This is a genomic window from Streptomyces sp. NPDC034111 (assembly GCF_055575375.1).
This window is the reverse complement of sequence record NZ_JBVIST010000028.1, coordinates 1-14,562: the sequence shown is the minus strand read 5'-3', so window position 1 is coordinate 14,562 and position 14,562 is coordinate 1. Positions and strand designations below refer to the sequence as shown.

General features: G+C 70.7%; 11 protein-coding genes and 3 pseudogenes. 7 read left to right on the top strand and 7 right to left on the bottom strand.

The genetic code is table 11. The features are described 5' to 3' along the window. Window positions 1-66 precede the first annotated feature (66 nt). Entirely contained in the window at window positions 67-2,946 is a 2,880-nt protein-coding gene (locus tag ACZ55A_RS35360) for an ATP-binding protein (RefSeq protein ID WP_468848970.1), read from the top strand. Between the two features lie 192 nt (window positions 2,947-3,138). Here ACZ55A_RS35360 and ACZ55A_RS35355 read toward each other — a convergent pair. Beyond that, window positions 3,139-3,675 (bottom strand): annotated as a pseudogene (locus ACZ55A_RS35355) (4'-phosphopantetheinyl transferase family protein); the annotation flags it as partial. 315 nt (window positions 3,676-3,990) lie between these two features. Between ACZ55A_RS35355 and ACZ55A_RS35350 the strand changes: the two are divergent. Both ACZ55A_RS35350 and ACZ55A_RS35345 read left to right on the top strand, forming a co-directional pair. Continuing rightward, entirely contained in the window at window positions 3,991-4,209 is a 219-nt protein-coding gene (locus tag ACZ55A_RS35350) for a DUF5988 family protein (RefSeq protein WP_468848969.1), read from the top strand. Between the two features lie 214 nt (window positions 4,210-4,423). After that, the gene (locus tag ACZ55A_RS35345) at window positions 4,424-4,921 is read left to right on the top strand and encodes a hypothetical protein (RefSeq protein ID WP_468848968.1); all 498 of its coding nucleotides are present in this window, start codon (window positions 4,424-4,426) and stop codon (window positions 4,919-4,921) included. A gap of 21 nt (window positions 4,922-4,942) precedes the next feature. Here the strand turns inward: ACZ55A_RS35345 and ACZ55A_RS35340 are convergent, their stop codons facing one another. Together ACZ55A_RS35340 and ACZ55A_RS35335 are read right to left on the bottom strand one after the other, a co-directional pair. Further along, entirely contained in the window at window positions 4,943-5,539 is a 597-nt protein-coding gene (locus ACZ55A_RS35340; RefSeq protein ID WP_468848966.1) for a hypothetical protein, read from the bottom strand. Further along, complete coding sequence (locus ACZ55A_RS35335) at window positions 5,539-6,987, bottom strand: trypsin-like serine peptidase (protein ID WP_468848964.1); 1,449 nt, start codon at window positions 6,985-6,987, stop codon at window positions 5,539-5,541. The genes ACZ55A_RS35340 and ACZ55A_RS35335 overlap by 1 nt, the downstream gene beginning before the upstream one ends. Window positions 6,988-7,219: 232 nt before the next feature. On the opposite strand from ACZ55A_RS35335, the gene ACZ55A_RS35330 reads away from it, so the two are divergent. From ACZ55A_RS35330 to ACZ55A_RS35315, 4 genes and pseudogenes are all read left to right on the top strand, one after another. Continuing rightward, complete coding sequence (locus ACZ55A_RS35330) at window positions 7,220-7,663, top strand: hypothetical protein (protein WP_468848962.1); 444 nt, start codon at window positions 7,220-7,222, stop codon at window positions 7,661-7,663. After that, a pseudogene (locus tag ACZ55A_RS35325) lies at window positions 7,606-8,793 on the top strand (GMC family oxidoreductase N-terminal domain-containing protein); the annotation flags it as partial. The gene ACZ55A_RS35330 and the pseudogene ACZ55A_RS35325, both read left to right, overlap by 58 nt. A gap of 135 nt (window positions 8,794-8,928) precedes the next feature. Beyond that, window positions 8,929-9,600, top strand: coding sequence for a GMC oxidoreductase (locus ACZ55A_RS35320; RefSeq protein WP_468848987.1), 672 nt, complete (start codon window positions 8,929-8,931; stop codon window positions 9,598-9,600). A 26-nt stretch (window positions 9,601-9,626) separates the two neighbouring features. Further along, window positions 9,627-11,492 (top strand): peroxidase family protein, encoded by a 1,866-nt coding sequence (locus tag ACZ55A_RS35315; RefSeq protein ID WP_468848960.1) that lies wholly within the window; start codon window positions 9,627-9,629, stop codon window positions 11,490-11,492. Between the two features lie 51 nt (window positions 11,493-11,543). Here the strand turns inward: ACZ55A_RS35315 and ACZ55A_RS35310 are convergent, their stop codons facing one another. From ACZ55A_RS35310 to ACZ55A_RS35295, 4 genes and pseudogenes are all read right to left on the bottom strand, one after another. Beyond that, entirely contained in the window at window positions 11,544-12,011 is a 468-nt protein-coding gene (locus ACZ55A_RS35310) for an ATP-binding protein (protein ID WP_468848958.1), read from the bottom strand. 261 nt (window positions 12,012-12,272) lie between these two features. Then, window positions 12,273-13,145: a carbohydrate ABC transporter permease gene (locus tag ACZ55A_RS35305; protein ID WP_468848956.1), complete on the bottom strand. Its 873-nt coding sequence runs from the start codon at window positions 13,143-13,145 to the stop codon at window positions 12,273-12,275. Further along, window positions 13,142-14,038, bottom strand: a complete 897-nt coding sequence (locus tag ACZ55A_RS35300; protein WP_468848985.1) for a carbohydrate ABC transporter permease — start codon at window positions 14,036-14,038, stop codon at window positions 13,142-13,144. The genes ACZ55A_RS35305 and ACZ55A_RS35300 overlap by 4 nt, the downstream gene beginning before the upstream one ends. A 52-nt stretch (window positions 14,039-14,090) precedes the next feature. Beyond that, window positions 14,091-14,562 (bottom strand): annotated as a pseudogene (locus ACZ55A_RS35295) (sugar ABC transporter substrate-binding protein); the annotation flags it as partial.

The following is a 14,562-nucleotide window of genomic DNA, read 5'->3' as shown; positions in this document are numbered from 1 at the left end:
CCCTGCCCGCGGCGGACTGCCCGGCACAACCGTGCCGGGTGCGGGTGCGGACAGAGGAGACTCCCGATGACCGACGCGATACCGACCGACGCGTTCGAATGCCAACGGGACCGGTTGAAGCTGGTCAACCGGGAGGAGGAGCTCTCCTCCCTCTCCGCCCTCGCGCAGGACGCCCGCGCCGGATCCGGCGGAATCGCGCTGCTCGAAGGCGTCGTCGGCATCGGTAAGAGCCTGCTGCTGCACCGGCTTGCGACCGGGCCCTCCGTCGACGGGCTGCGGGTGCTGGAAGCGCGCGGCAACGCCCTGGAGCGCGACTTCCCGTTCGGCGTCGTGCGCCAGCTCTTCGCACCGCTGCTCGCCGGCCTCGACCAAGCACAGCTCGACCGGCTGCTGACCGGCAGCGCCCGCACCGCCGCACAGGCACTCAGCAGCGAAACCCTCCCGGGCGACGCCGTGCTCCCCACCGAGGACATGTCGTACGCGGTGCTGCACGGGCTGTACTGGTTCACCTGCAATCTGGCGGCCGAGGAACCGCTGTTGATCGTGGTCGACGATGCGCACTGCGCCGATATGGCCTCACTGCGCTTCCTCACCCACCTCGCCCGCCGGATCGAGGGCCTGCCCGTCCTGCTGGTGCTGTCCCAGCGCACCGGCGACCAGGCGACGGACGCCGTGCTCCTCGGCGATATCGCGGGCCAGCCGCTGTGCCGGGTTCTGCGGCCCGGTCCGCTGACCGCCGGCGGGATCGGCCAGTTGGTGGAGACCGTCTTCGGCCATCAGGCCGATGACGGGTTCCACGCCGCGTGTATGTCGATCACCGGCGGCAATCCCCTGCTCGTCCACTCGCTGCTGACCGTGCTGCGGCTCGCCGGCTCTCCGCCGACCGTCGACGCCCTCCAGTACGTCACCGCGAACGACGGTGCCTTCTTCCACGAGGCGGTCCGCTCCGTGCTGCGACGCCAGCCCGAGACAGCCGCGGCGGCGGCCCGCGCGCTGGCCGTCATGGGCGACGACGCGCTGCCGGAGGTGTGCGCACGGCTGGCCGGACTGGACGACGCGACCCACTGCGCCGCGATGCGGGCCCTACGGTCCAACGGTCTGGTCGCGGATGTCGACGACGGCCGGAGCTGGGCCTTCAACCACGGGCTGATCAGAGAAGTCATCCTCGCGGACATGGCGTCCCAGGAGCTTGCCGAGGCGCATCAGCGCGCCGCCCGCCTGCTGCTGGACGCGGGGGCGCGCGCCGAGCAGGTGGCCGGCCATCTGCTGATGACGCGGCTGCCGGCCACCGAGGACTGGGCGGTCACCGTGCTGCGGGAGGCCGCCCGGGAGGCGTCGTTCCGTGGCGCCCCGGCACTGGCGGTGGATCTGCTGCGGCACTGTCTGCCCGACGAGGGGCCGGCGCCGGAGGACCCGTCTCTCCTCGTGGAACTGGGCCTGGCCGAAGCGGGGGTGGACCCACAGGCCAGCGTCCGGCATCTCCAGGCGGCGCTGGAGCATGTGCGGGAACCGACCCTGCGCTTCCGGCTGCTCAGTGCACTGGCCGGCGGTCTGCTCCGCTGCGGGCAGTCCCTCCAGGCGGTGCGGCTGCTCGCCGAACAGGCGCCGACGGTGCTCGACGCCGATCTCCAGCGCCTTCTGGAGGGGCAGCGGCTGATGGCGTCGGCCGAGGACCTCCAGAGCTTCGCGGTGACCTTGCGGGAGTACCCGTTCGACATCGCTCTGCCCGGTGACACCCCCGGTGAGCGGGCCCTGATCGCCGCCGGCGTCGGCCTCTGCTCGGTGCGCGCCGACCGGGCGCAGGAGTCGGCCGAGGCGGCCCGCCGGATGCTGAGGCGCAGCGTGCCCGGCATCGACTCGCCGTTCTTCCTGACCACGGCGGCGACGGCGCTGCTGTACGCGGGGCTGACGGATGAGGCGGACACCGCCTACGAGCGGGTCCTCGACGCGACCCGGCGCAGCCAGCGCCTGCTGCTGTACGGGCTGTGCCAGGCGCTGCGGGCCGAGGCGCAGTACCGGCTGGGGGCGCTGTCCGAGTCGCTGGCGGCCACCCGCTCGGCGCTCAATGTGGTGCCGCCCAGCCACTGGGGCCGCACGCTCGCGCTGCCCGTCGCGACCCGGATCCATGCGCTGATCGACTCCGGTGATCTGGCCGGCGCCGATGCGGCGGCCACGCAGGCCTTTCCTTCGACGATCCTGGACACCTGGCAGTGGAACGAGTTCCTGTGCGCGAGAGGGCGGCTGTCCCTCGTCCACCAGGATCCCAAGGCGGCGCTGGTGGACCTCCTGGAGGCCGGGGAACGGCAGCGGCAGTGGACCCGGACGAGTCCTGCGGTGTCGTCCTGGTGGGCGTGGGCGGCCCGTGCGCACCTCGCCCTCGGTGCCGTCGCCCCCGCCAGGGAGCTCGCGGAGGAGGCCGTGGAGCAGGCCCGGAAGGGGGCGCTGACGGATGCGCTGGGCGCCGCTCTGCGGCTCCTCGCGGAGACCGAGGGCGTCCCCGCGAAGCTGGGCATCCTGGAGGAGGCGCTGTCCGTCCTCGAAGGCTCCCCGGCGCGGCTGGAACGGGCGCATGTGCTGGTCGACTACGGCTCCGCGCTCCATGCGCGCGGACACACCGAGGCGGCCCGGGAGACCCTGCGCCAAGGACTCGATCTGGCGTACTCGCTGAGCGCCGCCCGGCTGCGCGCCCAGGCCAACGACGCACTGCTGGCCACCGGTGCCCGTCCGCGCCGGGTCACCTCCAGCGGTGTGGAGTCGTTGACGCCCAGCGAGGCCCAGGTGGCGCGGATGGCCGCGGCCGGCGGGACCAACCGGGAGATCGCCGAGGAGCTGTTCGTCACCCAGCGCACGGTCGAGCAGCATCTGACGGCCGTCTACCGCAAGTTGGGGGTGTCCGGGCGCCAGGGACTCGGTACGTTCTTCGGCGCCGGCCGGGCCGCGCGGTGACGTTCCGGCCGCACCCCCGCCCGGGCGGGAGGCAGGCTGTCGGGCGGTGCCCGGCACGCTCCGGGGGCCCGGGTCGGCGGGTACCGCGATCGCGGTGACGACCAGGCCCGACCGTACGGCCCAGCGCCCCTGGAAGCCGGTCAGCAGGGTGTCGCCGAGCCGCCATCCGGGCACCAGGAGCCGTGCGGTGAACGTCCCCTCGTCCGGCTCGAAGGAGAGGAACGCGTCCTCGAACTCCAGCCGGCGCCCGGTCAGCGGGTACCACGCCTTGTACACCGACTCCTTGGCGCTGAACAGGATCCGGTCCCAAGGCAACGGCGGTGCGCCGCGCCCGGCCCGGGGCAGTGCGGCGCGCTCCCCGGGCAGCGCCACGGCCTCCAGGACACCGTCCGGAAGCGGCTCCGCGGGTTCGGCGTCGGCGCCGAGGGCGAGCACCGTGGCCGACCGTGCGACGACGGCGGCGGCGTAGCCCTCGCAGTGGGTGAGGGCGCCGACGAGCCCGGACGGCCACCGCGGTTCCCCGCGTGGCCCCGGCAGGACCGGTACGGGCGGCGCCCCGAGCTTCGCCATCGCCCGGCGGGCGCACCAGCGTCCCGCCGCGAATTCCCGTTTCCGCTTGTCGACCGCGCGGGAGACGACGGGCCGTTCCTCGGGCAGGAGCGCATCGGCCGGCGGTTCGCCGAAGAGCTCGGCCGCGGAGACCGTCTCCGGCAGTAACGCGTCGATCATTGCGGTATCTCCTGTCCGTGCACCTGCGCGCCCGTCGCCGGACGTCGGCGGCGCAGCACAACACCCCACGGTGTTGTACGGGCTGAGACTAGGACGCGTTCACGGACGGAACCACCGAAGCAGGCCTCATACCCCAACTACCGGGGAAACAACCAGACTTTCCGGTGCCGTTCTCCGGGCGGTCGGACCCGGGCAAGCCGCAGTCCCTTTAGGGGATTCCCGAACAGCGCCCCTGGTCCAATGGCGTGCAGCGCATCGGCTTCCCGCACACCGGTCGTTACGCAGTCGAGCGGGCTCGCAGAAGGGCAGTTGGCCATGCTGATGAACGAAATGAACGCACTGCTGCGTGGAGGTCCCTCCACCTACGTCCCGGACGAGGAGAGGGTCCGTTACGTACCGGACATGACCTCCCCGATCAAGCTGCTCTGCGGCAACCGCTATGAGCACTTCGAGCCGACGTCGGAACGGGTCCGGCAGGACGGCCACACGCTCCAGGTGTTCGTGTGGACCGGCTGCACCTACGTGGCCGAGTAGCGTCCGGCGTCCCACGACCGCCTCAGCGGTCCGGGCGTCCCAGCAGCTCAGCGCCCATGACGTCCCACGCGTTCCCGTCCCGGACGACGGCGGTGCCCCCGCAGCCGGCCCGTCGCAATGCTCGGCGGCGAGGTGGGCCGCGACGTACGGCCCGCACCGGCGGTCCGGCACACGAGGCCGGCCCACCTCGAGCCGTCGTCACGAAGGGAACTCCATGGTGTCCACACACCTGTCCGCCCGCAGCACCCTCGCCGCCGTCGCGCTGACCGCGGCCGCGGTCGTCGCACCCGTCCTCACCGCCGACGCCGCGGCCGCCAGCGGCTCGAAGCTGACCCACGCCCAGGCCGCCGCCAGGCTCCGGGCGGCCGGCATCCACTGGACCTCCAGCGGTCACTGCTCGAACCGCAACAACCCCCGCTGCACCTCCTTCACCCGCATCAACTCCGGTACGGTCAAGGGGATCATCGCCTTCAAGCGGGCCGGCCACTGCGCGGTCACCATCACCGGCGGCACCGAGACCGGTCATGCGGCCGGCCGGTACAGCCACTGGAACGGCTACAAGGTCGACATCTCTCCGACCCCGTGCGTCACGAAGTACATCAAGCGCACCTTCCGGTACGTCGGCAGGCGCGGTGACGGTGCGCCGATGTACAAGTCCGGCGCCAACATCTACGCCCGGGAGAGCAGCCACTGGGACATCACCTACAAGTGACGCAGGGCGGCCCCGGACGCGTCACGGGCGGCTGACGGTGCGGCCGATCGTGCCGGCCACCTCCGGGTGGGACAGGTACTCCTCGATGCTGTGGGCCCGGTCGCGGGCGTTGGCGACGGCCAGCTCCGTCAGTTCGCCGCGCCAGCTGTCGCCCAGCGGACATCCGATGGCGACCGCGTCGGTCGGGCACCAGGCATTGAGCCAGTGGTTCACCCGCTCGGGACGCTTGGGGCCGCCGGCCAGCAGCCGGCTGTACACGCTGTCCAGGCCGAGGGGGCTGCCGACGGTGACGAGCAGGGCGAAGTCCAGTTCCTGCGCGAGCCGTTCGATGAGGTCCATGCCGACCACGGTGCCCAGGCTGTGGCTGACGAGGACGAGTTCACCGGAGGTGGGCATCGAGGCGAGCACGGCATCCAGGACCGCGTCGCGGACGCCGGGATCGTCCAGGTACGCGGCGACGTCCCGGAGGGTCGTGGCGATGACCAGCTCGTCCAGGTCGGTCCTGGCAGCCAGCCAGCTCAGCTGTCGTTGCAGGGCTCCCACCAGGGAGCCGCCGAAGCGCTCGGTGGCGAGCTGGTCCTGGCGCGGCATTCCCGCGGCTTCCGCCGCTTCGGCCATCAGCTGCTCGTACGTGCCTCTGGCCGGACCGGCGGGTGCGCAGGCCTCCGCCGTCGACCCGTCGGCCATCGCCTCGACGGGCCGGGGGCGGCTTCGTGCGGCTGGATGGCCTGGACGAGCCGGTCGCCGTAGTACGGGAACCAGGCGTCCGCCGGATCGATCGGGGTGAGGGCGGCGCGGGTCAGCCCGTGGTTGAGCCCTGCGGCCCAGGTGCGGCGCAGCTCCTCGGGGTCCTTGCCCTGCTGGCTCCTGCCGTGCAGGAAGACCAGGTGCCGGTTCCCGCCGAAGGCCGTCTTCCTGGCGCTGAGGCCGGCGCGTACCGCGGCGGTTTCGCGGGCCGGTGCAGCGGTGGCGAGGCGTGCGGGTGCCGCCGCCTGCGGTGCGGGGACCGGTGGCCCGGCCGTCACCGTCTCCTGGAGGCCGGAGTCCGCGCCCATCTCGGCCAGGAGCGTGCGGCGCGCGGGATCGAACGGCAGGGTCGCGAGGTGTTTCAGGATGGCGCTGATACGTACGCCTTCGTTCGACACCCAGTTGATGGCGTCGTCACCGTCGCCGGGGCGCCAGACCTGGCCGTCCTTGCGCAGCGTACGGCCCTGGGTGTCCTTCTCCGGCACCCCGCTGTGGTGCAGCGCCACCACTTCCCACTGGTCGTTGAAGACGGGCGAACCCGAATTCCCCGGCTCGGTGTCGGTCTTGTAGTGCAGGAAGTCGTCCAGCCGCACCTGAAGTGCGTTGTCACGGACGGCGATCTCCTTGAGGTGGCCCATGGGGTGACCGATGACGTTCACCGGTTCACCGATGACCAGCTTGCCGAACTGGACGCTGAGCCTGTTCCAGCCGAAGGCCTCGCCCGGCGGCCGGTTGTCGCTGAGGGGGCGGACCAGGACCAGGGCGAAGTCGAGCCGTTCGTCGGCGACGAAGAAGGTGCCGGGGTCGAGTTCGAGCCGGACGGCCGGACCGGGGACGTTGTCGATGGTGACCTGGGCGTCGAACTCGACGAAACACTGCTGGGCGGTCGCCTCGTCGGACAGCACATGGTGGTTGGTCATGAGCAGGCGCGGCGACACCAGGAAGCCGGTGCCGAGGGGCAGCTCGCGGCCGTTCTCCCGGGTCGAGATCCGGGCGACGGTGCGTGCCGCCCGTGTGCCGCGCGGCAGGAAGCTCCATGCCTGGAGCTCCTTGGAGAGGCCGAGGATGCGTTCGTACGCTTCGGGCGCTGCCAGCGGTGCTTCGCGGATGCTCTCCACCGCCGCCGCGGCGGGCACCCCGTGGCGGTCGAGCAGCCGTGCCGCCCGGGTGGCGATCGCATCCGGCGAGTCCGGGAACGGCACCCCCTCGTCCTGCTTCCGCTCGACGGTCCGCCGCTCGGTGCTGGTCCGGCGGTACCGCTCGGCGGCGGCCTCGGCCTGCTTCTGTCGTTCCGCGCTCGTGCTACCGGTCACTCCCATGGCAACCCACCGCTCCCGTCCTCGCCTGCGCCTGCACTCCTCTCCAGCAGGCAGGCAACGGGAGGCACGGCGCGACAGGGAGGGGGGCAATCGGGTGGCGGGGTCCTGGCCCCGAGGTGCGGGTGCCCGGGCGTCCGAATAACGTGTTAGCAGGGGGAACTCGCTCTACGTGCGGATGCTGAGGGGGCCTCGCAGCGTCGCGGAGGCCGCAGCACCCGCGAGGAGACCCACCATGGCCAAGCCACGCGCGGCCCGCCGGCCTGCCTCGGTCTACGCACTGGCCGGGGTACGGCTCTTCAACGGGGTCACCGGCCTGCTGACGCCCGCCCTGCTCATCCGGCGTCTCGATCCCGGCCGTGAGCTCAGTCCGGCGGCCGTCTACGCCTTCCGGCTCTTCGGGATCCGTACGGTCCTGCTCGGCCTCGATCTGCTGACCAACCGCGGCGAGCGGCTGCGGGAAGACCTGCGTGAGGGCGTCCTCATCCACGGCAGCGACACCGCCACGGCGGCGATGCTCGGCATCCGTGGTCAAGTGCCGCCGCGCACCGCCGTCCTCACCACGCTCATTTCGGCGACCAATACGGTCCTGGCCGCCACCGGCGCGGACTTCGGGAAGGCGTGCTCCAGGAAGGCGTGTTCCAGGAAGGTTTCCTTCGGGAAGAGGAAGCGGACGTGACCGCGGAGCCCGGCGCTCCCCCGGTCGAGACGGGCTTCGACTACGTCGTCGTCGGCGCGGGCGCCGGCGGCGGACCGCTGGCGGCCAACCTCGCCGCCGCGGGCAGACGGGTGCTGTTGCTCGACGCGGGCGGTGCCGAGGAGAACGACAACTATGTGGTGCCCGCCTTCCACGGTGACGCCTCCGAGGACCCCGTCCAGCGCTGGGACTACTTCGTACGGCATTACGCGGACGAGCAGCAGCACCGGCGGGACAGCAAGCTCGTGCCCGACGAGGGCATTCTCTATCCGCGTGCCGGGGCGCTCGGCGGCTGTACCGCGCACCATGCGCTGATCAGCGTCTATCCGTACAACGCCGACTGGGACGACATCGCCAGGGAGACCGGCGATGCCTCCTGGCGGAGTACGGCCATGCGCCGGTACTTCGAGCGGCTGGAGCGCTGTACGTACCGTCCCCGGCCCAAGGAGCCGCCCCGGCATCCGCTGCTGGCCGCGTTGTTGACGCATCTGCCCCTCGTCTCGGCCCGTTACCGTAACGACGCACGGCACGGATTCGACGGCTGGCTGCCGACCGCCCTCGCCGATCCCGAACTGGTCGTCCAGGACCGGCAGTTGCTGAAGGTGATCCTCGGCGCCGCACAGGACTCCCTCGCCGACTTCCTCGGCCGGCCGCTGTCCCCGCTGGAGGGGTTCGGTTCCTTTGTCGATCCCAATGACTGGCGGGTGCAGACCCACGCTCTGCAAGGGCTGTGGCAGATCCCCCTGTCCACGGCCGACGGGCGGCGCAGCGCCGCCCGCGAGCGCGTCGAGGCCGTCCGGCGCAGCCACCCGGACCACCTGGTCGTACGGACGAACGCCCTGGTGGCCCAGGTCGTGCTGGACGAGCGCGGAGCGGCGACCGGTGTCGACTACCTCGACCAGGCGCACGCCTACCGGGCCGACCCCGGCAGCGGGGAGGACCTGCCGCCCCCGGCCCGGCGCAGGGTGCTCGCCTCCCGTGAGGTGATCCTGGCCGCGGGGGCCTTCAACACGCCCCAGCTGCTGATGCTTTCCGGTATCGGACCGCGTGCGGAGCTGGCGCGGCACGGCATCCGGGTGCGGGCCGATCTCCAGGGTGTGGGCGCCAATTTGCAGGACCGCTACGAAGTGGGCGTGGTCAGCCAGATGGACCGCGCGTTCCCGGTCCTCAAGGACTGCGACTTCCACGCACCGGAGCCCGGGCGCGCTCCGGACCGCTGCTACCGGGAGTGGCAGCGGGGCGAGGGGGTGTACACGACCAACGGTGCCGTGGTCGGCATCACCCGTAAGTCCCGCCCGGAGCTGGACGCCCCCGACCTGTTCCTCTTCGGCGGCCCCTTCGATTTCCGCGGCTACCGTCCCGGCTATGCGCAGGACCTGACACGGCACCGGGACCGCTTCACCTGGGCCATCCTCAAGAGCCGCACCCGTAACACGGCGGGTACGGTGCGGCTGCGCTCCACCGATCCCCGCGACACCCCGCTGGTGAACTTCCACTACTTCACCGAGGGCACGGACCGGAAGGGCCTCGATCTTGAGGCGATGGCCGATGCGGTGGAGTTCGTCCGCGGGATGAACCGGCGGGCCGGCTCCGTGATCCTCAAGGAGTTGTGGCCCGGCGAGGAGGTCGGCGGCCGCGCGGATCTGCGCCGCTTCGTACGGGACGAGGCATGGGGGCACCACGCCTCGTGCAGCTGCAAGATGGGCCGGGCCGACGACCCCTCGGCCGTCGTGGACAGCCGCTTCCGGGTGCGCGGTGTGGACCGCCTGCGGATCGTCGACGCCTCGGTCTTCCCGCGTATTCCCGGATTCTTCATCGCCGTCCCGGTCTACATGATCAGCGAGAAGGCGAGCGACGTGATCCTCGGCGACGCGGCACGTGCCGGTACCGGCACGGCCCCGTCGCTCCAGGCGACATGACCAGGACCGACGCAAGGAGCACTGCGATGAGCACGCACCGACGCACCCCCCGGCGATCCCCTTCCGGCTACCGCACCTCCCTCCCCTGGCGGATCGTCACCGACATCGCCACGTACCTCGACCGGCGCCTCGGCTGGGACAAACTGCCCGTCATTCCGGGCCTGTTGACCCTCCTCGGGCTGCGCGTCCGGCTCCGGCAGCAGAACCTCCACGACACCGGCGTACTGCCGTCCGTCAATCTTCCCGATCCCGCACCGCCGTCAGCGAGCCACCAGGTCAACCGGACCGCCGACGGCAGTCACAACGACCTCGCCGAGCCGCGCATGGGCATGGCGGGAACCCGTTTCGGCCGTAACATCCCCCTGGACCGCATCGTCCCGGCCACGCCCGAATCGGTGCTGTCCAGGCCGAACCCGCGGGAGGTCAGCCGCGCGCTCCTCACCCGCCACGAGCTGACCGCTGCCGAGTCGGTCAACTCCCTGGTCGCCGCCTGGCTCCAGTTCATGATCCGCGACTGGTTCAGCCACGGTACGAGCCCGGAGGACCGGCCCTGGGACGTGCCGCTCATGGACGACGATCCGTGGCCGGAGCGCCCGATGCGGATCATGCGGACACCGGACGACCCGACCCGGGACCCCCACGCGCCTGCCGGGACGCCCGACACCCGCGTCAATGTCTCCTCCCACTGGTGGGACGCGTCGCAGCTCTACGGGACCAGTGAAGAGGAACAACGCCAGTTGCGTACGGGCGAGTTGGGCAAGCTGCACATCTGGAACAACCACAACGACCGGTCGCCGTTCTTCCAGGACCCGGCCAACGACCCCTCCCGCATACCCGGCTTCTGGCTGGGCCTCGCCATGATGCAGAACCTGTTCACCCACGAGCACAACGCGATCTGCGACCATCTGCACACCGCCTACCCGTCCTGGGGAGACGAGGAGCTTTTCCAGCGCGCCCGGCTCGTCAATGCCGCGCTGCTCGCCAAGATCCACACCGTGGAGTGGACGCCCGCCGTGATCAGCCACCCCACCACCGTCAAGGCCCTGCGCGCCAACTGGTGGGGCATCGCGGGCGAGCGCGTCCACAATCTCTTCGGCCGGATCAGCGAGAGTGAGGTCATCAGCGGCATCCCCGGCGGCAGGACCGACCACTACGGCATCCCGTACGCCCTCACCGAGGAGTTCGTGGCCGTGTACCGGATGCACCCCCTGATCCGCGACGAGTGGCATCTGCGCTCCGCCGCCGACAACGAGACGCTGAGCGAGTGCACCTTCCGCGATATCGCCGGACCCGCGGCGCTGAAGGTCCTCACGACCACACCCATGGCCGATCTCCTCTACAGCTTCGGCACCCTCCACCCCGGTCTGGTCACCCTGCACAACTTCCCCAAGTTCCTTCAGGAGTACGAGCGTCCCGACGGGCATCTCCAGGACCTCGCCGCCACCGACATCCTGCGCAGCCGGGAGCTGGGCGTCCCGCGCTACAACGATTTCCGGCGGCTGCTGCGGCTGAAGCCCGCGGAGAGCTTCGAGGAGCTGACCGACGACCCGGCGTGGGCCAGGGAGATCGAGCGGCTCTATGAGGGCGACATCGAGAAGGTCGATCTGACGGTCGGGATGTACGCGGAGAAACTTCCGGCCGGCTTCGCCTTCAGCGACACGGCGTTCCGCATCTTCATCCTGATGGCCTCGCGGCGACTGAACAGCGACCGCTTCTTCACCGAGTACTACACGCCGGAGGTCTACTCGAAGGCCGGTATGGCCTGGATCGACGACAACTCCATGGTCACCGTGCTGCTGCGCCACCACCCGGAACTGCGCACGGCCCTCGCGGGCCTGAACAACGCATTCGTCCCGTGGCACACGGCCCGGGGCGGCCCGACCGGGGCCTGAGCACCCGGCCTCGGCCCGCCGCACGCGGCACGGCCGAGGCCGTCGGCTCCGTCAGTCCGGAACGGTGCCGGACGTACGCGAGAGGGTCGCGCGGACCCACTTGCCGCCGTCCGGGCACCGGCCGCAGGACCAGGACTCGGCGAGCGCAGCGATGATCATCATCCCCCGTCCGCAGTCCTCGTCACGGCCGGCCGTACGCTGAACGGGCAGCACCGCGGACCCGTCGCACACCTCGATGTGCAGCGCCTCGGGTTCCAGCGCCAGCCTCAGCGCGACCGCGGCATCGGGCCCTCGTTCGCGCCCGCGTCCGGCGAGCAGGCGCGCGCCGTGCCGAATGGCGTTGGTGGCCAGTTCGCAGACGATCAGCACGGCCGCTTCGATGAATTCCTCGCTCTCCCCCCACCGCCGCAGAGACTCGGTGGTGAAGGTCCGGGCTTGCCTTGCGGAGGGCAGGACTGCCGGCAACGTGAGCGAGACAGAGGGAAGTTCGACATCTCGGGGGATGGCGAATTCAGCCACAGCAGTCATTTCCTTAACCCTTCAAGCAAGCGAGCGCGCCATCAACACGGCCGCAGGTGCAGCTTCCGCTCAACTTTTGCTCAGGTGAGCACTCTCAGCTCATATATGCAATTACTTCCCATTAAAGATTTGCAAAGTGGGATGTCAATGGTTTGGGGAGGCTCTTTTCAAACTTGAGCGAATACTGCTCAGACGAGCAGATACGGCCGGACTTCGTCACGGTACGCACTGGCGCGACGCTTCCCGGTCAGCCGCTCACCGTCATTTCACGGCGCCGAGCGAGAGGCCCTGGACGAGCTTGTCCTGGGCGGCGAACCCGGCGATGAGCACGGGCAGGGAGATGACGGTGGCGGCGGCGCAGACCTTGGCAAGGAACAGGCCCTGGCTGGTGACGAAGCCGGTCAGATAGACCGGCGCGGTGCCGGCGACGACACCGGTGAGTACCCGGGCGAAGAGCAGTTCGTTCCAGCTGAAGATGAAGGAGATCAGCGCCGTTGCGGCGATACCGGGCAGGGCGACCGGGGCGACGATCCGGGTCAGCGTGGTGGTCAGCCCCGCACCGTCGATCGCCGCCGATTCAAGGATCTCCACCGGGATCTCGGCGAGGAACGAGCGCATCATCCACACCGCGATCGGCAGGTTCATCGCGGTGTAGAGGATGACCAGCAGCCAGATGTTGTCGAGCAGCCCGGCGCTCTGTGCGACCAGGTAGATCGGGAGCAGGGCGGCCACCAGCGGCAGCATCTTGGTGGAGAGGAAGAAGAAGAGGACGTCGCGCCACTTGCGCACCGGCTTGATGGCCAGTGCGTAGGCGCACGGGATTGCCAGGGCGAGGACCAGGAGCGTGGAGACCACCGAGGCGGTCAGCGAGTTGAGGAGCGGTGGCCAGGGGCTGGCCCCGCTGCCGGCGCCGAAGAACTCGCGGTAGCCGTGCAGGCTGAGCGGGGCGCCGATGCTCGGCGGGTTGGTCGCGGCGTCCGTCTCGCTGTGGAAGGACGTCAGCACCATCCAGCCGACGGGCACGAAGAAGACCAGCCCGCACAGCCAGGCCAGCAGGCCCAGATACGCGTTCCTGCGACGCCGGCGGCGGGCGGCGGCCGGGAGCCGGTGCGGCGCGCGCATCCTGCGGGTCATCGAAGGCCCTCCTCGCGCAGCAGGGACGAGACGGTGCGCAGCGCGAAGAGGGCCACGACCAGCGAACACAGCACCACGACGACGCCCTGCGCGGCTGCCCGTCCGTAGTCATGGGCCTGGTAGAAGGTCTGGTAGATGGTGTAGGGGAGGTTGGCGGTGCCCAGCCCGCCGGAGGTGATGGTGAACACCGCGTCGAAGTTCTGGACGAGGTAGATCGTGCCGAGCAGGGCGGCGAGTTCCAGGTAGCGGCGCAGATGCGGCAGGGTCAGATAGCGGAAGATGTCGAAGGCGGAGGCACCGTCCACCAGCGCTGCCTCGACGGCGTCGGCGGGCCGGCTCTGGAGCCCCGCGAGCAGGATCAGCATCATGAACGGCGTCCACTGCCAGATGAGCGACACCTCCACGGCGGCCAGCGGGGCACTGGTCAACCAGTCCGGCTGCGGCGGGTTGTCGCTGCCGAACAGGCTCCACAGCCAGGTCAGCCCGCCGTTGAGGAGGCCGTAGGACGGGTTGAACAGGGCGTGCTTCCACAGCAGGGCCGCGGCGACGGGCACGATCAGAAAGGGTGTGATGAGCACGGTGCGGACGATGCCGCGGCCGCGGAAGCTCCGGTCGAGCAGCAGCGCGAGACCGAGGCCGAGCAGCAGGCTGACCAGCACCACGGTCACCGTCAGCACGATCGTGGTCGTCACCGCGCTACGCAGTGCGGGGTCGGTGAAGACCGCCCGGTAGTTGTCGAAGCCGGCGAAGCCGCGGTTCTGGGGTGCGAGCGCGTTCCAGCGGAGGAACGAGATCACCGCCGTCGCCAGGAACGGGAGTTGGGTGACGACGATGAGGAAGACCAGCGCGGGAAGGAGGGGAGCGCGACGGGCCCGCGCCTTGACCCGGTCCATGGCGGCCGCGCGGCTGCGGATCCGGGAATCGTCCGTACCGTGCTCCGAACCCTCAGTGGCCTGTGTAGGCACGAGCCACCTCCTCCGCCAGGCGCTGGCCGAGCCGGAGTGCGGCGGCCACGCTCTGTTTGCCGGCGATGGCCGAGCTGATCTCGTGCGAGACCTTGGTGCCCAGATCGGCGAACTCGGGAATGCCGACGAACTGGATCCCCGGCGCGGGCCGTTGCTGCACGCCCGGGTCGTCGGGCCGGGCGGAGCGGATCGCCTGCTCGGTGGGACCGGCGAAGGCGCGGGCGGACTTGATGTACTGCGGGTTGCGGTAGAGCGAGGCCCGCTTGCCACCGGGCACCCTCGACCAGCCCAACTCCCGCCCCACCAGCCGCTCGTAGGAGGCACTGGAGGCCCAGCGGATGAACTTCCACGCCGCCCCCTGGTGCGTACTGGCCTTCTGCACACCCCACGCCCAGGTGTACAGCCAGCCCGCGTTGCGGGTGCGCTCCACCGGCGCCGGCGCATAGCCGACC

What these genes read in the sequence shown, in the direction of transcription:
- ACZ55A_RS35315 (WP_468848960.1), top strand. Translation starts at nt 9,627, where the DNA reads ATGAGCACGCACCGACGCACCCCCCGGCGATCCCCTTCCGGCTACCGC.
- ACZ55A_RS35350 (WP_468848969.1), top strand. Translation starts at nt 3,991, where the DNA reads ATGCTGATGAACGAAATGAACGCACTGCTGCGTGGAGGTCCCTCCACC.
- ACZ55A_RS35335 (WP_468848964.1), bottom strand. Translation starts at nt 6,987, where the DNA reads ATGGGAGTGACCGGTAGCACGAGCGCGGAACGACAGAAGCAGGCCGAG.
- ACZ55A_RS35340 (WP_468848966.1), bottom strand. Translation starts at nt 5,539, where the DNA reads ATGGCCGAAGCGGCGGAAGCCGCGGGAATGCCGCGCCAGGACCAGCTC.
- ACZ55A_RS35300 (WP_468848985.1), bottom strand. Translation starts at nt 14,038, where the DNA reads ATGGACCGGGTCAAGGCGCGGGCCCGTCGCGCTCCCCTCCTTCCCGCG.
- ACZ55A_RS35330 (WP_468848962.1), top strand. Translation starts at nt 7,220, where the DNA reads ATGGCCAAGCCACGCGCGGCCCGCCGGCCTGCCTCGGTCTACGCACTG.
- ACZ55A_RS35305 (WP_468848956.1), bottom strand. Translation starts at nt 13,145, where the DNA reads ATGACCCGCAGGATGCGCGCGCCGCACCGGCTCCCGGCCGCCGCCCGC.
- ACZ55A_RS35360 (WP_468848970.1), top strand. Translation starts at nt 67, where the DNA reads ATGACCGACGCGATACCGACCGACGCGTTCGAATGCCAACGGGACCGG.
- ACZ55A_RS35345 (WP_468848968.1), top strand. Translation starts at nt 4,424, where the DNA reads ATGGTGTCCACACACCTGTCCGCCCGCAGCACCCTCGCCGCCGTCGCG.